General features: G+C 71.5%; 16 protein-coding genes. 8 read left to right on the forward strand and 8 right to left on the reverse strand.

Annotated features, from left to right (window positions below):
* Positions 1-45 precede the first annotated feature (45 nt).
* Both O7632_RS06395 and O7632_RS06400 read left to right on the forward strand, forming a co-directional pair.
* Positions 46-1,755, forward strand: a complete 1,710-nt coding sequence (locus O7632_RS06395; protein WP_278112202.1) for an ABC transporter ATP-binding protein — start codon at positions 46-48, stop codon at positions 1,753-1,755.
* The gene (locus O7632_RS06400) at positions 1,752-3,581 is read left to right on the forward strand and encodes an ABC transporter ATP-binding protein (RefSeq protein WP_278112204.1); all 1,830 of its coding nucleotides are present in this window, start codon (positions 1,752-1,754) and stop codon (positions 3,579-3,581) included. The genes O7632_RS06395 and O7632_RS06400 overlap by 4 nt, the downstream gene beginning before the upstream one ends.
* 41 nt (positions 3,582-3,622) lie before the next feature.
* Here the strand turns inward: O7632_RS06400 and O7632_RS06405 are convergent, their stop codons facing one another.
* The 6 genes from O7632_RS06405 to O7632_RS06430 form a co-directional block, all read right to left on the reverse strand.
* On the reverse strand, positions 3,623-4,834 hold the full coding sequence (locus O7632_RS06405) for an ROK family transcriptional regulator (protein WP_278112206.1): 1,212 nt from the start codon (positions 4,832-4,834) through the stop codon (positions 3,623-3,625).
* A 19-nt stretch (positions 4,835-4,853) separates the two neighbouring features.
* Positions 4,854-6,110 carry an ABC transporter permease gene (locus tag O7632_RS06410; RefSeq protein WP_278112207.1) on the reverse strand — a complete coding sequence of 419 codons (1,257 nt, stop codon included), beginning with the start codon at positions 6,108-6,110 and terminating at the stop codon, positions 4,854-4,856.
* Positions 6,107-6,913: an ATP-binding cassette domain-containing protein gene (locus tag O7632_RS06415; protein WP_278112209.1), complete on the reverse strand. Its 807-nt coding sequence runs from the start codon at positions 6,911-6,913 to the stop codon at positions 6,107-6,109. The genes O7632_RS06410 and O7632_RS06415 overlap by 4 nt, the downstream gene beginning before the upstream one ends.
* 123 nt (positions 6,914-7,036) lie before the next feature.
* Complete coding sequence (locus O7632_RS06420; protein ID WP_278112211.1) at positions 7,037-8,125, reverse strand: substrate-binding domain-containing protein; 1,089 nt, start codon at positions 8,123-8,125, stop codon at positions 7,037-7,039.
* A gap of 326 nt (positions 8,126-8,451) precedes the next feature.
* Positions 8,452-8,931, reverse strand: a complete 480-nt coding sequence (gene ybaK / locus O7632_RS06425) for a Cys-tRNA(Pro) deacylase (protein ID WP_278112212.1) — start codon at positions 8,929-8,931, stop codon at positions 8,452-8,454.
* Positions 8,932-8,942: 11 nt separating this feature from the next.
* Positions 8,943-10,217 carry a class I SAM-dependent methyltransferase gene (locus tag O7632_RS06430; RefSeq protein ID WP_278119880.1) on the reverse strand — a complete coding sequence of 425 codons (1,275 nt, stop codon included), beginning with the start codon at positions 10,215-10,217 and terminating at the stop codon, positions 8,943-8,945.
* Between the two features lie 225 nt (positions 10,218-10,442).
* Here O7632_RS06430 and groES point away from each other — a divergent pair, with 225 nt between their 5' ends.
* From groES to O7632_RS06445, 3 genes are all read left to right on the forward strand, one after another.
* Positions 10,443-10,757 (forward strand): co-chaperone GroES, encoded by a 315-nt coding sequence (gene groES, locus O7632_RS06435; protein ID WP_123606067.1) that lies wholly within the window; start codon positions 10,443-10,445, stop codon positions 10,755-10,757.
* 116 nt (positions 10,758-10,873) lie between these two features.
* Positions 10,874-12,523 carry a chaperonin GroEL gene (gene groL / locus O7632_RS06440; RefSeq protein WP_278112216.1) on the forward strand — a complete coding sequence of 550 codons (1,650 nt, stop codon included), beginning with the start codon at positions 10,874-10,876 and terminating at the stop codon, positions 12,521-12,523.
* A gap of 146 nt (positions 12,524-12,669) precedes the next feature.
* Entirely contained in the window at positions 12,670-14,274 is a 1,605-nt protein-coding gene (locus tag O7632_RS06445) for a molybdopterin-dependent oxidoreductase (protein WP_278112218.1), read from the forward strand.
* A gap of 78 nt (positions 14,275-14,352) precedes the next feature.
* Here the strand turns inward: O7632_RS06445 and O7632_RS06450 are convergent, their stop codons facing one another.
* The gene (locus O7632_RS06450; protein WP_278112220.1) at positions 14,353-14,745 is read right to left on the reverse strand and encodes a WhiB family transcriptional regulator; all 393 of its coding nucleotides are present in this window, start codon (positions 14,743-14,745) and stop codon (positions 14,353-14,355) included.
* Positions 14,746-15,020: 275 nt separating this feature from the next.
* Here O7632_RS06450 and O7632_RS06455 point away from each other — a divergent pair, with 275 nt between their 5' ends.
* Positions 15,021-16,016, forward strand: coding sequence for a response regulator transcription factor (locus O7632_RS06455; RefSeq protein WP_278112222.1), 996 nt, complete (start codon positions 15,021-15,023; stop codon positions 16,014-16,016).
* Between the two features lie 87 nt (positions 16,017-16,103).
* On the opposite strand, the gene O7632_RS06460 is transcribed toward O7632_RS06455, so the two are convergent.
* On the reverse strand, positions 16,104-16,511 hold the full coding sequence (locus tag O7632_RS06460) for a DUF5319 domain-containing protein (RefSeq protein WP_278112224.1): 408 nt from the start codon (positions 16,509-16,511) through the stop codon (positions 16,104-16,106).
* A gap of 298 nt (positions 16,512-16,809) precedes the next feature.
* On the opposite strand from O7632_RS06460, the gene guaB reads away from it, so the two are divergent.
* Positions 16,810-18,300 carry an IMP dehydrogenase gene (gene guaB / locus O7632_RS06465; RefSeq protein WP_278119882.1) on the forward strand — a complete coding sequence of 497 codons (1,491 nt, stop codon included), beginning with the start codon at positions 16,810-16,812 and terminating at the stop codon, positions 18,298-18,300.
* A 73-nt stretch (positions 18,301-18,373) separates the two neighbouring features.
* Entirely contained in the window at positions 18,374-19,492 is a 1,119-nt protein-coding gene (locus O7632_RS06470; protein ID WP_278112226.1) for a GuaB3 family IMP dehydrogenase-related protein, read from the forward strand.
* The last annotated feature ends 89 nt before the right edge of the window (positions 19,493-19,581 follow it).

A 19,581-nucleotide genomic window follows, 5' to 3' on the forward strand; every position in this document is an offset into this window, starting at 1 on the left:
ATTCGGTGGCTCGCCTATCGGGCGACGGCCTAGTCTCGCTGAGTCATGCGCCCGTTACCCGAACCCGACCCCGGAGTGCCCGACCCACGGTCGCCCGGGCGGTACCTGCTGTGGCTGGTCGGCAAGGTCGGGCCGGCCCTGACGGCGGCCGCGCTGCTGTCGGTGGTGTGGACGGTGAGTCAGGCGTTGATGCCGGCGGTGGTCGGGGTGGCCATTGACAGTGGACTCGCCGACCGGGACGCCGCCGCCCTGCGGAACTGGGGACTGGTCCTGCTCGGTCTGGGGCTGCTCCAGGCCACCGCCGGAGTCGTCCTGCACCGGTTCGCGGTGTTCGTCTGGCTGTCCACGGCCTACCGGACCACGCAGATCACCGTACGGCAGGCCAACCGGCTCGGCGCAGCCCTGCCGAAACGGCTGGCCACCGGCGAGGTGGTGAGCATCGGCACCGCCGACATCAGCAACCTCGGCAGCGCCATCGAGATCGTCAGCCGGGCAAGTGGCGCGCTCGTCGCGATCGTGGTGATCACCGCGATCCTGCTGGCCACATCGGTGCCGCTCGGGCTCGTGGTGCTGGTCGGCGTACCGCTGCTGATGGCGGTGGTGGGCGGCCTGGTCCGGCCGCTGCACCGCCACCAGCAGGTGTACCGCGACCAGCAGGCCATTCTGGCGACGCTCGCGAACGACATCGTCACCGGGTTGCGAATCGTACGGGGGGTGGGCGGCGAGCGGGTCCTCGCGACGCGCTACCGGACCGAATCGCAGGAGCTGCGCCGACGCGGGGTCCGGGTCGCCGGGGTCGAATCCCTGCTCGAAGCCGCCCAGCTGCTGCTGCCCGGCATGTTCCTGGTCCTGGTGACCTGGCTGGGGGCCCGGTTCACGCTGTCCGGTGAGATCACCGTCGGCCAGCTGGTGGCCTTCTACGGATACACCGCGTTCCTGGTCGGCCCGATCCGGACGCTCAGCGAGTTCATCACCACCGAGACCACCGGGTACGTCGCGGCCCGCCGGGTCGTCGGCCTGCTCGCCTTGGCACCCGAGCTGACCGACCCGCCCGCGCCGAAACCGGTGCCCCGGCTGCCCGGCGTGCTCTTCGACGCGGTTTCCGGGTTGCGGGTGGCCCCGGGCCGGCTGACGGCTGTCGCGGCCAGCGACCCGGCGGCGGCGACCGCGCTGGCCGACCGGCTCGGGCGCTACGTCGACGCCGAGGTCACCCTGGCCGGCGTACCGCTGCGGGAGCTGGCGCTCGGCGCGGTCCGGGAGCGGATCCTGGTGGCCGACAACGACGCCCGGCTGTTCACCGGCCGGCTCCGCGACGAGCTGGACATCGTCGGCGGCGCGGCCGATGACGAGCTGACCTCGGCCCTGGTCGCGGCGAGCGCCACCGACATCGTGGCGGCGCTGCCCGACGGGCTCGACGCCCGGGTCGCCGAGCGGGGCCGGGAGTTCTCCGGCGGCCAACAGCAGCGGCTGCGGCTGGTCCGGGCGTTGCTGGCCGACCCGCCGTTCCTGGTCCTGGTCGAGCCGACCAGCGCGGTGGACGCCCACACCGAGGCCCGGATCGCCGGGCGACTGCGGGCCGCCCGGTCCGGTCGCACCACCGTCGTGTGCAGCACCAGCCCGCTGCTGCTGGACCAGGCCGATCAGGTGGCGTTCCTGTACGACGGCAAGGTGGTCGCCGAAGGCACCCACCGGGCGTTGCTGGAGCGCGAGCCACAGTACGCGGCGCTGGTCACCCGGGGTGGTGACCAGCCGTGACCACGCTTCCGGTGGCCGGGCCGGCGCAGGTCCGCCGATACACCCGTACGGTGATCCGCCGGCATCCCCGGATGCTCGCCACCGCGATCGCCCTGCACGCGGCGGCGGCGGTCGCCGGGCTGGCCGCACCGCGACTGCTCGGCGGCCTGGTCGAGGCGTTGTCCGCCGGCACCGTCGCCGCGACGGTGGACCGTACCGCGTTGGCCATCGCGGGGTTCCTGATCCTGCAGTCGGTGTTGGCCCGCTACGCGCACGTCGCCTCGTCCCGACTCGGCGAGCGGGTGCTCGCCACGCTGCGGGAGGAGTTCGTCGAGCGGGTGCTGGCCATCCCGCTGGCCACGGTGGAGCGGGCCGGCACCGGCGACCTGCTGACCCGTACCTCGCGGGACGTGTCGGCACTGTCGCGGACGGTGCGGTTCGCGGTCCCGGAGACGCTGATCGCGCTCAGTACGGCGACCTTCATCGTCGGCGCGCTGATCGTGCTCGGCCCGCTGATCGCGGTGCCCTGCCTGATCGTGGTCCCGGTGCTGTGGGCCGGCACCCGGTGGTACCTGCGGCGGGCACCCGAGGCCTACTTGCGGGAGAGCGCCGCCTACGCGGACATCACCGACGGGTTGGCGGAGACCGTCGAGGGGGCGCGGACCGTGGAGGCGTTGCGGCAGCAGGACCGCCGCCGGCTGCGGACCGACGCCGACATCCGCCACCAGTACGCCACCGAGCGTCACACCTTGTGGTTGCGGACCGTCTGGTTCCCGATCATCGAGATCGGGTACGTGGTGCCGGTCGTCGCCACCCTGGTGATCGGTGGCTGGTTCTATCTGCGCGGCTGGGTCAGCCTCGGCCAGGTCACCGCCGCCGTCATCTACGTGCAGATGCTCAGCGGACCGCTGGACCGGCTGCTCAACTGGCTCGACGAGCTGCAGATCGGCGGCGCGTCGCTGGCCCGGCTGCTCGGGGTCGCGCAGGACGACGGACCGTCGCCCGCGCCGACGGCCGCCGGGCAGTCCGGGTCGGCGGAGCCGGCCGCCGGGTCGACTGAGCCGACGACTCGATCGGCGGAACCGGTGGCCGCCCGGGATGTGCGGTTCAGCTACGTCGACGGGCACGAAGTGCTGCGCGGGGTGACCCTGGTGCCGCGTCCGGGCGAGCGGATCGCCATCGTCGGACCGTCCGGCGCCGGCAAGTCCACTCTCGGCCGGCTGATCGCCGGTGTGCTGCGGCCCACCGCCGGGGCGGTCACCGTCGGCGGGATGCCGCTGGCCGACCTCGGTCCCGACCAGCTGCGGTCTCGGGTCGCCCTGGTCACCCAGGAACATCATGTGTTCATCGGTACGGTCCGGGACAACGTGGCGTTGGTCCGGCCGGACGCCACCGACGATCAGGTACGGGCTGCCCTGGCGGCGGTCGACGCCCTGGACTGGGCGACCGAGTTGCCGGCGGGGCTGGCCACCGTGGTCGGTGCGGGTGGGCATCCGCTGTCGGCGGCGCAGGCGCAGCAGCTGGCGCTGGCCCGGCTCGTGTTGGCCGATCCGCAGACGTTGGTGCTGGACGAGGCGACCTCGCTGATCGATCCGCGTACCGCCCGGCAGTTGGAGCGGTCGCTGGCCGCGGTGCTGCACGGGCGGACGGTGATCGCGATCGCCCACCGGCTGTTCTCCGCCCACGACGCCGACCGGATCGCGGTCGTGGAGGACGGTCTGATCAGCGAGCTGGGTTCGCACGACGAGCTGGTCGCCGCCGGTGGCTCGTACGCCGCGCTGTGGCGGTCCTGGCACGGTGCGGACGTCACCACCGCTGCGGCCACCACCACCGGCCCGCGCGGCTGACCGCTGCGCGGCTGGCCAGTGTGGGGCTGACCAGTGTGCGGCTAACCGGTGGTGGCGTCGAGGGGGTCGGCGAGCAGCCGTTCGAAGGCGAGTTCGGCGGCGCCGATCAGCGCCGCGTCGTCGCCGAGCTTCGGCGTCCGCAGCCGGACGTGTTCCCGGCAGGCCGGCAGCGCGTTGGAGTTGAGCCGGCTGCGGACGTGTGCGGCCGCCGCCAGGTAGACGTCGCGCAGCGTTCCGCCGAAGATCACCGTCTCCGGGTTGAAGATGTTGACCAGGTTGGCGACGCCGAAGCCGAGCCAGTCGCCGACCTGGCGGATGGCGAGTTGCGCGCTGCTGTCGCCCCGGTCGGCGGCGTCGACGACGGCCAGCACCGCCTCCCGGCCGACCGCCCCGGTCCGCCCGGCGGCCCGTACCAGGGCGTGTTCGCCGATCTCGGTTTCCCAGCAGCCACGGGATCCGCACAGGCAGGGCCGGCCACCGGGGTGCACCACCATGTGGCCGACCTCCCCGCCGTACCCGCCGTGGCCGGTGACCCGGCGTCCGCCGGCGATGATGCCGGCCCCGACGCCGACGTCGCCGTACAGGTAGACGACGTTGTCGCAGGCGACCGCCGCGCCCCGGGCGTGTTCGGCCAGCGCGCACAGGTCCGACACGTTGCCGACCAGCACGCCCCGGTCGTTGCCGAACGCTTCGGTCAACGTCGGCCCGAGCGCCTCGGCCAGCGCCGGGCCGAGCGGTTCGTCGACCCAGCCCATCGTCGGCCCGAGCCGGACCATGCCGTCGTCGCGGCGGACCATCCCGCAGACCGCGACCGCGCTGCCGACCAGGACCGACCCGGCCGGTACGGCCTGGTGCAGTTCCTTGACGAACCCGGCGAGCGGGCCGACCGACTCGGCGGCCAGGGTGCCTCTGGGCCGGTCGGCGGTCCGCTGGTCGAGGATCCGGCCGCCCAACCCGACCCGGGCCGCCCGCAGCTGGTCGACCTCGATGCTCAGCGCGTACGCGTACACCCGCTGTGACTCGGGCCGGACGACCAGCGATGGTCGTCCGGCCCGCCCGGTTTCCCGCCCGCCGCCTTCGCTGACCAGGCCGGCGGCGGCCAGGTCGGCGGTGAGTGCGCCGATGGTGCTGCGGTTGAGGCCGAGGGCGGTGGTCAGTTCCGCCCGGGAGGTGGCGCCGTGCAGGTGTACGTGGCGGAGGAGCGCACCGAGGTTCTGCCGGCGGATCTCGTCCTGGCTGGGCCCTGCCCGCATCGGTCCGTCGTCTCCGGGGTCAACGGGATCCGGTGGCGGCCCGGCGGCGCGACAGCGCGTCGACGCTGGCTGCCAGCAGCAGTACCAGTCCGGTGAACACGAACTTCACCCCGGAGCTGACGTTCATCAGCGCCATGCCGTTTTCGATGACGGCGACCACGGCACCGCCGAGGACCGCGTCGAGGACCCGGCCTTTGCCGCCGAAGAGGCTGGTGCCGCCGATCACCGCCGCGCCGACGGCGAACAGCAGCACGTTGCTGCCGCCGGTGTTGGCGTCGACCGAGTTGCTCCGGCTGGCGGCGACGATGCCGCCGACGGCAGCCATCGAGGAGCAGATCATGAACGCGGAGATCCGGATCCGGTCGACGTTGATGCCGGCCCGGCGGGCCGCCTCGCGGTTGCCGCCGACGGCGTAGATGTGCCGGCCGTAGGCGGTGCGCCGGAGCACGAACGTCCAGAAGATCAGCAGTACGACGATGATCGGCACCACGATCGGCACCCCGCGCAGTGAGGTGAGCAGCGGGTTGACGCTGCGTTCCTGGTTGAGGATGTAGACGGCGGCGCCGGCGACCGCGATCAGTACGCCGATCCGGGCCAGCACGACCACCATCGGGTCGGTGACCAGGCCCTTGGCGGAGCGGCTGCGGTAGCGCAGCAGCTGGATCAGCGCGAACCCGGCCACGCCGACGCCGAAGATCGCCCAGCCGACGAGCGGTGGGACGTTACGGTTGACGATCGCGATCAGGACGTCGTCGCGCAGCGAGATGTTCGTCCCGCCTTTGATCAGCAGCAGCACGAGGCCCTGGAAGGCGAGGAACGCGGCGAGGGTGACCACGAACGACGGGATGCCGACCTTGGCAACGAGGATGCCGAGTGTGGTGCCGATCAGGGTGCCGGTGGCGATCGCCGCGAGAACGGCCACGTACCAGGGCAGTCCCATCTCGGTGGAGACGACCGCCAGGATCGCGGCGCAGACGCCGCTGGCGAAGCCGGCGGACAGGTCGATCTCGCCGAGCAGCAGGACGAAGATCAGTCCCATCGCGATCAGGATGACCGCGCCGCCTTGGATGAACAGGTTGGCGAAGTTGCCGGCGGTGAAGAAGTTGGGCCGCACGATCGAGAAGACGGTGCAGAGCACGACGAGGCCGAGGATGGCCGGCAGCGCGCCGAGGTCGCCGCCGCGGACCCGTGAGAAGTAGTTGCGCAGGTGTTCGCCGACGCCGGAGGACGCGGCCGGGGCGGCGGGCCGCTGGGCTGTCGTGGTGGCGGTGCTCATCGGTCGGCTCCCGGTCCGGTGGTGGCGGTGTACTCGGCGCCGTTGTCGGCGGGCAGGCCGAGCTGACCGCTGCGACCGGCGGTGATCAGTTCCACGATCTGTGCGTGGGTGATCTCGGTGCTGCGTACCTGGGCGACCATCTGGCCGAGGTACAGCGCGGCGATCCGGTCGGATACGGCGAAGACGTCGTTCATGTTGTGCGAGATCAGCACGACGGCGAGGCCGTTGTCGGCGAGCCGGCGGACCAGTTCCAGCACCTGGGCGGTCTGCGCGACGCCGAGCGCGGCGGTGGGCTCGTCGAGGATGACGACCTTGCTGTTCCAGAGCACCGCCTTGGCGATGGCGACGGTCTGGCGTTGGCCACCGGAGAGGCTGGCGACGAGTTGGCGCAGCGACTTGACGGTTCGTACGGACAGACCGGCGAGGGTGTCGGCGGCCATCTGTTCCATGGTGGTCTCGTCGAGCACGAGCCCGGAGCGCTTTTCGCGGCCCAGGAACATGTTCTGCACGATGTCGAGGTTGTCGCAGAGCGCGAGGTCCTGGTAGACGACCTCGATGCCGTGCGACGCGGCGTCACGCGGGTTGTGGATGTGCACCCGGTGGCCGTTGACCAGGACTTCGCCACCGTCGATCGGGTGGATGCCGCTGATGCATTTGACCAGGGTGGATTTGCCGGCACCGTTGTCGCCGACGAGCGCGGTGACCTCGCCGGGATGGACGTCGAAGTCGACGTCGCGCAGCACCTGGACGGGACCGAAGTTCTTGTTGATCCCGCGCAGTTGCAGCAGAGGGGTCGCGGACACGGGTGGGTCTCCTTCGTCGGGGGTGTCCGTCCAGGCGGTGCCGCTGCCACGGGTGCCACCTGGTGGGTCGGACCTGCCAGGTGGCACCCGTGGTCGGCAGCCGGTCGGGCCGGCGCGCCGGGATCAGCTGATGCCGGCCTCGGCGCAGAGCGTGGCGTACTCGTCGACGCAGAGTTCCTCGGCGGTCACGTACCCGTCGTCCACGACGTCCTTCACGTTGTCCTGGTAGATGGCCTGCGGAGCGAGCAGGACCGCCGGCACCTCACGGTTGGTCTCGGTGTCGACGACGGTCTGCGAGGTCTCCTTGCGCTCGCCGTTGGCCAGCCCGATCGCCAGGTCGGCGGCGGCCTGCGCCTCGGCCTTGATCGCCTTGTAGACGGTCATGCACTGGTCGCCGGCGAGGATGTTCTGCAGGCCCTGCGGCGTGGCGTCCTGCCCGGTGACCGGGACCTGGCCGTTGAGCTGGTTGCGCTTGAGTACCGAGATCGCCGCGTTGCCTAGGCCGTCGTTGGCGGCCAGCACGCCGTCGATCTCGCCGCCGGTCTGGGTCAGCATCTGCTCGAAGATGGTGGCGGCCTGGGTGTTGTCCCAGTCCGGCACCCATTGGTCCGGGCCCTTGGTGTATTCGCCGGACTCGTACAGCGGGTCGAGCACGCCGTCGTAGCCGGCTTTGAACAGGGTGGCGTTGTTGTCGGTCTGCGAGCCGTTGAGGGTGGCGATCGTCGGGTTCTGCACGCCGGCGTCGGTCAGGCACTTGACCAGGCCTTCGCCCTGCAGGGTGCCGACGGCTTCGTTGTCGAAGCTGACGTAGTACTCGGCGGAGCCGCCGAGGGTGAGCCGGTCGTAGTCGATGGTGGAGACGCCCTGCTGCTTGGCCTTGTCGAGGACGGCCTTGCCGGTGCCGGAGTCGAGATTGACGATCATGAGGACGGTGACCCCGTCGGTGATCATCTGGTCGGCGATCGTCTGGAACTGGGCCTTGTCGCCCTGAGCGTTCTGGATGACGTGATCGACGTTGGCGGCCTCGAACGCTTCCTCCAGGAAGCGCCGGTCAGCGGTCTCCCACCGGTCGGAGGAGGCGCTGTCCGGCAGGATCACGCCGATCTTGGGCGTGGGCGCGCTGGTGTCGGTGCCGGTGTCATCGCCGCAGGCGGTCAGGCCACCGGCGAGCAGTACGCCGACGGCTGCGGTGCTGAGGATCCCTTTGCGCATCGCACGGGTCCTTTCAGGGGTGATGTTCGCGTTCAAGGGGCTTTGGACTATCAGGTGCGGTTCGGGGCGTTTCTGCTGCGTCACTGTGCGTTTCGGTGGTGACGGGCTCCGGAACCCGTCGGGCGACGGCGTCGACCAGGGTCATCGGCCGCTCTTCGTACTTTTGTTGTGTCCGGCAACGTATTAGGAGTGTGGCGTCCAGCACAAGACCGTAGAGCTCACCAGTTTTGTTGCCAGCGATAACAATTCGGCAACGTGGCAGACATCTGCCCGTCGCCCGCCTGCCAGCCGACCAGAGATCGGCAGCGGATCCACCGCGTCTACGGTCAGTGGCCGGAGATCGGGGCCGATCGGGCACCGGTCAGCGCGACGAGGTCGCCGGGAGCCAGGCTCAGCTGCAGTCCCCGCCGGCCGGCCGAGACGTAGATCTCGGCGAGGGCTTCGGCCGAGGAATCCAGCACCGTCGGCAGGAGCTTGCGCTGCCCGAGCGGACTGATCCCGCCCCGGACGTACCCGGTGGTCCGTTCGGCCACGGACCGGTCGGCCAGCAGAGCGCGCTTGCCACCGAGCGCCGCGGCGAGCGCCTTGAGGTCCAGCTCCCCGGTGACCGGCACGATGCCGACCGCCAGCGCTCCGTCGACCTGCGCGACGAGCGTCTTGAATACCCGGTCCGCGTCGACCCCGAGTGCGGCGGCCACCGCCGCGCCGTAGTCCGGCGTGTCCGGCGACACCTGGTACGGATGCAGGCGGAAGGCGATCCGTCGTTTGGTCAGCAGTGCCGTCGCCGGGGTAGCCGTGCCTGCCATGGCGTCGGACTCTACCGGCCCGTTGGCTCGTGCGTCCCGTCGATGTCCGGTGGGGAGAGGTCCGCCGGGCGGGCGAGGATGGCGGTGGGCGCACCGTCGATCCGGGTGAGCACCAGCGTGGCCGCGTCACCGCCGCCGGACCCCGGCCGAATCCGCAGGTCCCGACGGAGCTGGGCCGGGTCCAGCGCCGAACCGCGTTTGAGGATCTCCAGCCGCGTGACGCCCCGCTCGCGCAGCAGCGCCCGGAGCCGCTTCAACGAAAACGGCAGGACGTCGGTGATCTCCAGACAGCGGCCGTACGGGGTCGGTACCGCGGTGTCGGCGTAGACGTAGGCGATCGAGGCGTCGGCGAGGGCCCCGTCGACCGTCGCGGCGAACGCGGCGACCAGGTGGGCCCGGATCACACTGCCGTCCGGGTCGTACAGGTAGCGGCTCCCGTCCTGCTGGTGGCCGTGCACCGGCCGGACCGGCACCGGTTCCGTACCGTCGCCGGTCAGCTCGACCGCCGCGCGGCCGGTGCGCAACAGGGTGGCCCGGCGAGCGACCTGCGCCAGCGGCCCGCACCACAGCGCGGCCTCGACCAGGTCTCGGTCGACGCTGACCCATTCGGCCTCGGCACCGGCGGGAATCAGGGCGTGGTCGACGCCGGGCGCCACCTTCACCACCGTTCGGGGCACCCGCTCGACCAGCGCCTGGACGAAATCCCACGGCGGGGAGTAGCTCTTCGGGTCGAACGTTCGCCGACCGGTGGCCGAGCGTCGGGCCGGGTCGCAGAAGACCGCGTCGTGGCCGGCGACGTCGACGGTGGTCGCGTCGGCGCAGACGACCGTCACCCGGTCGGCGACTCCGGCGGCCCGCGCGTTGGCCGCCGCCAGCGCGGCGGTGCCGGGGTCGGCGTCCACCGCGTACACGCGGATGCCGGCGCGGGCGGCGGCGAGGGTGTCCGCGCCGAGACCGCAACCGAGGTCGGCGAGGGTGCGCACGCCGGCAGCGCGCAACCTGGCGGCCCGCCGGTTCGCGACCACCGCCCGGGTGGCCTGCTCCAGGCCGGCTCGGGTGAAGAACATCCGGGCGGCGTCGGGTCCGAACTTGCCGACCGCGCGGCGCCGCAGGTCGGCCTGGGTCAACGCGGCGGCGGCGAGGTCCGCGCCGATCCCGGTGGCGCGCAGGGCGGCGGCCGCCGCGAGCGGGTCGGCGCCGGCCGGCCCGGCGGTGATCTCCGCCGCGCTGACCAGGGCGGCTTCGCCGTCCGGGGTACGCAGGGCGGCCAGTTGGTCCGGGTGCACCGCGACATTGTCCACGCTCGGCCATCCGGCTAGCACTCCGTACGGTCGACTGCTAATCTGCGATTAGCACTCTCGGACCGAGGGTGCCAGCCCGCCGGCCCACGCCGGAGGGCGAAACGCCAGGCGGACCGGCACCCGCGACGACGGACCCGCCCGGTGGCATGAGGCAGATTGACGCCGGTTGCTCCGTGTGACCGGCACCAAAACCAGATACCCCAGGAGGGTATGCCCGTGACTACCGCGACCAAGGTTGCGATCAAGCCGCTCGAGGACCGGATCCTGGTCCAGGCGAACGAGGCTGAGACCACCACGGCGTCGGGCATCGTGATCCCCGACACCGCCAAGGAGAAGCCGCAGGAGGGCACCGTCCTCGCTGTCGGCCCGGGCCGCGTCGACGACAAGGGCAACCGGATCCCGGTTGACGTCAACGTCGGCGACACGGTCATCTACTCGAAGTACGGCGGCACCGAGGTCAAGTACGCCGGCGAGGAGTACCTGGTGCTCTCCGCCCGCGACGTCCTCGCCGTCATCGAGAAGTGACCTATTGCCAGTCCTGAACGCCCCGGGGCCCCACACGGGGCCCCGGGGCGTCGACCGTTGGCCGCCGTTCGGCGCACCCGCCGACCGGCCGACGGATAGTGCCTGAAGGGAATGTCATGGCGAAGATCCTGAGTTTCTCGGATGACGCCCGGCACCTCTTGGAGCACGGCGTCAACACGCTCGCGGACACGGTCAAGGTCACCCTCGGCCCGCGCGGGCGCAACGTCGTGCTGGACAAGAAGTTCGGCGCCCCGACGATCACCAACGATGGTGTCACCATCGCCAAGGAGATCGAACTCACCAACCCGTACGAGAACCTCGGTGCGCAGCTGGTCAAGGAGGTGGCGACGAAGACCAACGACGTCGCCGGCGACGGGACCACCACCGCCACCGTGCTCGCCCAGGCGATGGTCCGTGAAGGTCTGCGCAACGTGACCGCCGGGTCCAACCCGACCGGGCTCAAGCGCGGCATCGACGCGGCCGTCGAGAAGGTCTCCGACGCGCTGCTGGACAAGGCGACCGAGGTCGCCGACAGGGCATCGATCGCCCAGGTGGCGACCATCTCCGCGCAGGACGCCACGATCGGCGATCTGATCGCCGATGCGATGGAGCAGGTCGGCCGCGACGGTGTGATCACCGTCGAAGAGGGCTCCACCCTCGCCACCGAACTGGACGTCACCGAGGGTCTGCAGTTCGACAAGGGCTTCATCTCCCCGCACTTCGTCACCGACGCCGAAGCGCAGGAAGCTGTCCTCGAGGACGCGTACATCCTGATCACCACCCAGAAGATCTCCTCGATCGAGGAGCTGCTGCCGCTGCTCGAAAAGGTCGTCCAGGCGAGCAAGCCGCTGCTGATCGTCGCCGAGGACGTCGAAGGCCAGGCACTGTCCACCCTGGTGGTCAACGCCGTCCGCAAGACCGTCAAGATCTGCGCGGTCAAGGCACCAGGCTTCGGCGACCGCCGCAAGGCGATGCTGCAGGACATGGCGATCCTGACCGGCGCCGAGCTGATCGCCCCGGAGCTGGGCTACAAGCTCGACGCGGTCGGCCTCGAATCGCTGGGCAGCGCCCGGCGGATCGTGGTCGACAAGGACACCACCACGGTCGTCGACGGCGGTGGCCGCGACGCCGAGGTCGCCGACCGGGTCGGCCAGATCCGCAAGGAGATCGAGGCGTCCGACTCGGACTGGGACCGGGAGAAGCTCGCCGAACGGCTGGCCAAGCTCTCCGGCGGTATCGCGGTGATCAAGGCCGGGGCCGCCACCGAGGTCGAGATGAAGGAGCGCAAGCACCGCATCGAAGACGCCATCTCGGCGACCAAGGCGGCGGTCGAGGAAGGCACCGTCCCCGGTGGCGGCGCCGCCCTCAGCCAGATCGCCGCGGTACTCGACGACGACCTGGGCTTCACCGGCGACGAAAAGGTCGGCGTGTCGATCGTGCGCAAGGCGCTGCACGAGCCGCTGCGGTGGATCGCGCAGAACGCCGGACAGGACGGCTACGTCGTGGTCGGCAAGGTCCGTGAGGCGGACTGGGGCTTCGGCCTCAACGCCGCCACCGACACCTACGTCGACCTGGCGGCCGCCGGCATCGTCGACCCGGTCAAGGTGACCCGCAACGCGGTCATCAACGCCGCGTCGATCGCCGGACTGCTGCTCACCACGGAAAGCCTCGTGGTGGAGAAGCCGGAGAAGCCGCAACCGGCCGCCGGCGGACACGGACACGGACACGACCACGGGCACGGGCACCAGCACGGCCCCGGGTTCTGACCCGCACCTGCTCCATCCGCTCCACCCGCTTCACCTGTTCCACCTGAATCCGCGTGATCAGGTCATCTGGGCGGCCCGCCGCCCGGTCCTGATCACGCGGATTCACGCGTCTCGTCGACCCACCTGATCCGACGTATCGTCGGGCGATGACGCAGCAGGCGACATCGCCGATCCGCCAGCCATCCGTCAGCCGTACGCCGGGGTGGCTCGCCGCCCTCGCCGGGGTGGCCGCCGCAGCCGTCGCGCTCGGGATCGCCGAGGTGATCGCGGTCTTCACCGGTGCCCGGTCCGCACCGCTGGTCGCGGTCGGCGGGGTCGTCGTCGACACCGTTCCCGAGCCGCTCAAACAGTTCGCCATCGCCCTGTTCGGGGTGCACGACAAGACCGCGCTGCTGATCGGCACCGCCGTACTGCTGGCGGGATTCGCCGCCGTCATCGGCGTGGCGGCGGCCCGACGGCCGATCGTCGGCGACCTCGGCATCGCCGTGTTCGGTCTGATCGGCGCAGTCGCGGCCGTGACAAGGCCGCAGTTGGGCGTGGCGGCGGTGCTACCGGCGCTGCTCGGCTCGCTTGCCGCGGCGATGCTGCTCCGTGCGCTGGTGACAGGTCCGCTGCGGCCCACCGGCGCGGCCGAGCCGGTTTCGCCGGCCGCAGCAGACCCGGTGACCATGCCCGGGGTCGGGGCGGCCGACCGGCGGCGGTTTCTGTCCGCCGTCGGGGTCAGCGTCGGCGCCGCCGCGCTGGCCGGTGCCAGTGGGCGCTGGGCGGCGCAACGCCGTAGCGTGGTCACCGCCCGCGCCGCCGTCATGCTGCCGGCCGCCACCGACGTCGCCGTACCCCTGCCGTCCGGTGTGGACCCACAGGTGCCGGGTCTGAGTCGGTACGTCACCGCCAACAGCGACTTCTACCGGATCGACACCGCGTTGGTGGTGCCCCGGATCGACCCGGATCAGTGGCAACTGCGGATCCACGGCCGGGTGGCCACCGAGATCACCGTCAGCTACGCCGACCTGCTCGGGATGGATCTGGTCGAGCGGTACGTCACCCTGGCCTGCGTGTCGAACGAGGTCGGCGGGGACCTGATCGGCAACGCCCGCTGGCTCGGCGTACCGGTGCGGGAACTGCTCACCGCCGCCGGCCCGCTGCCCGGCGCCGACCAGGTGGTCGGCCGGTCGGCCGACGGCTGGACCTGCGGTACGCCGACCGAGGCGCTGCTCGACGGGCGCGACGCGCTGCTCGCGGTCGGGATGAACGGCGAACCGCTGCCGGTCGAGCACGGGTTCCCGGTCCGCATGGTGATGCCCGGCCTGTACGGCTACGTGTCGGCCTGCAAGTGGATCACCGAGCTGGAGCTGACCAGCTTTGCCGACTTCGACGCCTACTGGGTGCCGCGTGGCTGGTCGGCGCAGGGGCCGATCAAGACCCAGTCGCGGATCGACACGCCGCGCCAGCGGGCCGAGTTGGCCGCCGGCACGGTGCCGGTGGCCGGCGTCGCTTGGGCACAGCACCGGGGGATCAGCGCTGTCGAGGTACGGGTGGACGACGGCCCCTGGCAGTCGGCGACGCTTGCCCCGGCGGTTTCGGACGACACCTGGGTGCAGTGGGTGTGGCAGTGGCCGGCCACGCCGGGCGAGCACGTCCTGACGGTCCGGGCGACCGACGCGACCGGCGAGACGCAGCCGGAGCAGCGGCAGTCGGTCGCCCCGGACGGGGCGACCGGCTGGCATACGATCCGGGTCACCGTGGCCTGATCACCTGGCTGGCGCTTGCTCTGGCTGACTCTGCCGCGAGTGGGTCGCTGGATGTCCCGCCGCTGGCGGGCGGGTGCGTCAGGCGGCTGAGCTGTCCCGGCGTTGGTCCGGCACGGTCGACTTGTGCGGCCGGCCGAGGCGGCGCTCCAAACGGTCGACGTCGACCCGGTAGCGGCGGCGGTCGGCCAGATCCTCCCAGCCGACGGCGAGCAGCCGGAGTCGTTCGGACTCGCTGAAGCCGCCCCACACCCCGTACGGCTCGCGGACCGACAGCGCGTGTGCCGCGCATTCAGGGCGTACCGGGCAGGTACGGCAGACGGCCTTCGCGCCGGACTCCCGGCGGCTGCGCGACGATCCGCGTTCGCCGTCGGGGTGGAAGAACTGCGCGCTGTCGCGGCCACGGCAGGCCCCGAGCATCTGCCATTCCCACAGGTCGACGATAGGTCCGGGCAGCCTGCGTACGTCCGACATCTTCCACCCCTCCTTCCGCGCGGCACCCGCGCGGCACCATCGGGTCCTTGCGCGCGGCACCATCGGGCCGGGCAGCCGGCCGCGCGTGCGCCAGTCCTTCGTGAACACCCCGATACCCCCGAGGCGATCGGCTCAATCGTGTCGACGGCAACCTGCGCCGGACATGGCATCGTCGACGCGGCCGACTGACCTGAACTTTCATCTTTTTTCGCGCCAAAGCACCCGAGTGAGCTGGCTAGCCGTGATCTCCTGCTGTCTGGGAGAGGGGAGTCACAGTGCGCAAGGTCCTCGTGTGTGTCCGAACGGTCGACGCGGCCCAGAACATCAACGCCGCCGCCGCTCGACTCGGTCTCTCCGCTGGCATTCGGACCGCGGTCTCCGAACCCGAGGTGATGCTGCGGCTGTCCGAACGGCCGGCGGAGATCGTGCTCGCCGACACGGCTCTGGCCAGGCCGGACAGCGCCAGCTTCACCCGTCGGGTGCTGGCGCGTTCGCCCGGCAGCGTCGTCGTGCTGTTCGGCGCCGAGGATCCGCAGGTCGCGTCGGCGGCGATGGCGGCCGGCGCACGAGGCCTCATCCGTGGGGCGGACGACCTGGTCAGCGTGGTCGCCAAGACGCTACTGCTGCTCGCGGCCCCGGGCCGGGCACAACCGGTGATGCCGGCCGCACCGGCGGTGCTGGCCGAGCATGCCGCCGGCGGGTCGACGTCGCAGGCGACGGCGGGCGGCACCGGGTCGACGCCGGTCCAGGCCGCCACTGGTACGGCGGGACCAGCCGCACCGGTGGCGGCGACGATCGGTGCCACCACCGGCACCCGGCCCGCCGCGCATCCGGCGGACGCGGGCGGCCAGACGGTGGTGCCCAATCAACGCGACGACGCCGCACCGGCGACCGCCACCCAGACCGCACCGGTGGCGGAGTCCGACGGTGCCGCGCCGGCCGCCGGCGCAGCTGCCACCCCACCTGCTGCCGGCCCAGCTGCTGCCGAGCCGGCCGGCGGCGCGGTCCAGTCCGGCGGCCCGGTATCCGTCGGTGGCCCGGTGCTGTCCGGTGGTCCGACCTCGGCGCTACGGCGGATCGGCCTCACCGAACGGGAGCTGCAGGTCCTGCGAGGCATGGCGGAAGGCAGGAGCAACGGCGAGATCGGTCGTGAACTGTTCGTCTCCGAAGACACGGTGAAGACCCACGCCCGACGGCTCTTCCGCAAGCTGGGCGCCCGCGACCGGGCACACGCGGTGGCGACGGGATTCCGTACCGGCCTGGTCGCCTGACCGTACGGCCTGGTCGTATGGCCTCACCGTACGGCTTGGTCGCCGAAATCGGCGCGGAGCCGACGCCCGTGGGGAGCGCGCGGGCGGTCAGTGCTGGTGGTCCGGGTCCTCGGACTCCTCGTGCAGGGTGTCGTGCACCCCGTCGGCGTAACCCCGGGCGTACTCCCAGGTCACGTAATGGTCCGGATCCGGGTTGAAGGCCGGCTCGTGCACCCGCGGGCGACCGGAGCTGAGCAGGTGCCGCAGGTTGCCCCGGAGCAGATCCCAGTCGAAGTAGTGCGGTTCGCGGCAGTCCTCGCACTCGATCACCAGACCACGGATGCCGACCGCACCCAGCAACGCCTGGTAGACCTCCAGGTCCGCCAGGTCCTCGATCACGTCCTGCCGCTCGGCTGCGGTCAACGTGTCGGGCTCCGCGTCGTCGGTGATGTCGTCCAGCCCGGCCGCCGGATCGGCGGGGTCGCCGCTGAACGGATCGATCGGCTCCTCGTGCACCCCTCCACCGTAGTCCCATCGGCCCGTGCCGCGCCTGCCTGGTCGCCCCGTGGGTACGATGAACCATCGCACCGCACGACGGGGCGAGCCGGTCAACCGCCACCCGCGCCGGACCACCACCGCCTCCGGTGATCGGGATCAGCCGCCGCCGGTGCCAGGCGAAGCCCGTCCGACCAGCTCAGGGGAACAAGTCGTGGAAAACTCGCCAGCCGAGCACACCGTGCACACCGTCACCGACGACGCCGCCTTCGGCGGTCCCGTGCCCGTCCCCGCCGCGTTCGGTGGTCACGTGCCCGAAATGCCGACCGGGTCCGCCCGGGCGGTGCCGCTCGGTCTGACCTTCGACGACGTGCTGCTGCAGCCCGCCGAGTCGGACGTGATCCCGAGCCGGGTCAACACGGTGACGTCGATGACCCGCAACGTACGGCTGTCCGTACCGCTGCTGTCCAGCGCGATGGACACGGTGACCGAGGCCCGGATGGCGATCGCGATGGCCCGCCAGGGCGGCATCGGCGTCCTGCACCGCAACCTTTCCGCCGAGGACCAGGCGCTCCAGGTCGACCTGGTGAAACGCTCCGAGGCCGGCATGATCACCAACCCGGTGACCTGCGGCCCGGATGACACCTTGCGGCACGTCGACGCGCTCTGCGGCCGGTTCCGCATCTCCGGCGTACCGGTGGTCGACGCCCAGGGCGCCCTGGTCGGCATCGTCACCAACCGCGACATGCGCTTCGAAACCGATGAGAATCGCCCGGTACGCGAGATCATGACCCGGATGCCGCTGGTCACCGCCCCGGTCGGGGTGGCCAAGGCGGACGCCCTGACGCTGCTGCGCCAGCACAAGGTCGAGAAGCTGCCGCTGGTCGACGACACCGGCCGGCTGCGCGGGCTGATCACCGTCAAGGACTTCACCAAGAGCGAGCAGTACCCGGACGCCACCAAGGACGACGCCGGCCGGCTGCGGGTGGCCGCCGCGATCGGCGTCGGCGACGACGCGTACAAGCGGGCCCGGGGACTGGTCGACGCCGGCGTGGACGTGCTGATCGTCGACACCGCCCACGGCCACCAGCGGGCCGTGCTGGACATGGTGCGCGCCCTCAAGGCCGACACCACGGTCGACGTCGTCGGCGGCAACGTGGCCACCTACACCGGTGCCCGCGCGCTGGTCGACGCCGGAGCCGACGCGGTCAAGGTCGGCGTCGGGCCGGGCGCGATCTGCACCACCCGGGTGGTCGCCGGAGTCGGCGTACCGCAGATCACCGCGATCATGGAAGCGGTCCGCGCCTGCCAGCCGGCCGGGGTGCCGGTCATCGCCGACGGCGGCATCCAATACTCGGGCGACATCGCCAAGGCGCTGGTCGCCGGCGCGCACACGGTGATGCTGGGCAGCCTGCTCGCCGGCTGCGAGGAAAGCCCCGGCGAACTGATCTTCATCAACGGCAAGCAGTTCAAGTCGTACCGGGGGATGGGGTCGCTGGGCGCGATGCAGTCGCGCGGCCAGGCCCGCTCCTACTCCAAGGACCGCTACTTCCAGCAGGACGTGCTCAACGACGAGAAGCTGGTCCCGGAGGGTGTCGAAGGTCAGGTGCCGTACCGTGGACCGCTGTCCACCGTCGTGCACCAGCTGATCGGCGGGGTCCGGCTGGCCATGGGGTACGTCGGTGCCGAAGGCATCGACGACCTGCACCAGCGCGGCCAGCTGATCCGGATCACGGCGGCCGGCCTCAAGGAGAGCCACCCGCACGACATCCAGATGACCGTCGAAGCCCCCAACTACCACACCCGCTGACCTTCGCGGTCCGAGCGGTCCGAGCCGGCCGGCGGCTGCGTGCCGCCGGCCCGTCCACAACTGGAGTGACACCATGCGTGACGTGGTCGAGATCGGGCTGGGCAAGACCGCGCAGCGCGGCTACCACCTGGACGACATCGCCATCGTGCCGAGCCGGCGCACCCGGGACGTCGACGACGTCTCCACCGCCTGGCAGCTCGACGCCTACCAGTTCAAGATCCCGTGCGTGGCGCACCCGTCGGACGCGACGATGAGCCCGGCCAGCGCCGCGAAGCTCAGCGAGCTGGGCGGACTCGGGGTGCTCAACGTCGAAGGGCTCTGGACCCGCTACGAGGATCCGAGCAAGGTCCTCGCCGAGCTTGCCGGCATGGACGACGACGAGCCGGCCACCAAACGGCTGCAGGAGGCGTACGCCGAGCCGATCCGCCCCGAACTGATCGCCGAACGGGTCCGGCAGATGCGTGACGGCGGCGGCACTGTCGCGGTCCGGGTCTCACCGCAGCACACCCTGGCGTTGGCCCCGGTGATCCTCGACGCCGGCGTGGACATCCTGGTCATCCAGGGCACCATCGTGTCGGCCGAGCACGTCTCCACCACCGACGAGCCGCTGAATCTCAAGGAGTTCATCGCCGACCTGGACCTGCCGGTAGTGGTCGGCGGCTGCACCGACTACAAGACGGCGCTGCACCTGATGCGTACCGGCGCGGCCGGCGTGATCGTCGGCATCGGCGCCGACGAGTGGTCGACCACCGACTCGGTGCTCGGCATCCGGGTGCCGATGGCGACCGCGATCGCCGACGCCGCCGCCGCCCGCCGTGACTACCTGGACGAGACCGGCGGCCGGTACGTGCACCTGATCGCCGACGGCGACCTGCAGACCTCCGGCGACATCGCCAAGGCGCTGGGCTGCGGTGCCGACGCGGTGATGCTCGGCGAGCCGCTGTCGCTGTGCGCCGAGGCCCCGGCGACCGGGGCCTGGTGGCATTCGGTGGCCAGCCACCCGAAGCTGCCGCGCGGCGCGTACGGGGTGGCCGGCGAGTCGCTGGGCGACATGGAGCAGCTGCTGTTCGGCCCGGCCGACGAGCCGGACGGGCAGCTCAACCTGTTCGGCGGGCTGCGCCGGGCGATGGCCAAGTGCGGCTACCGCGACCTCAAGGAGTTCCAGCGCGTGGGGCTGGTCCTGGACCGGTGACACCCAGCCGTAGCCGTAGCCGTAGCCGCAGCCGTAGCCGTACGTCGGTCGTCGCCGCGACGGTGGCGGTGGTGCTCGCCGCCGGTGCC

The organism is Solwaraspora sp. WMMD406 (genome assembly GCF_029626025.1).
Taxonomy (GTDB): domain Bacteria; phylum Actinomycetota; class Actinomycetes; order Mycobacteriales; family Micromonosporaceae; genus Micromonospora_E.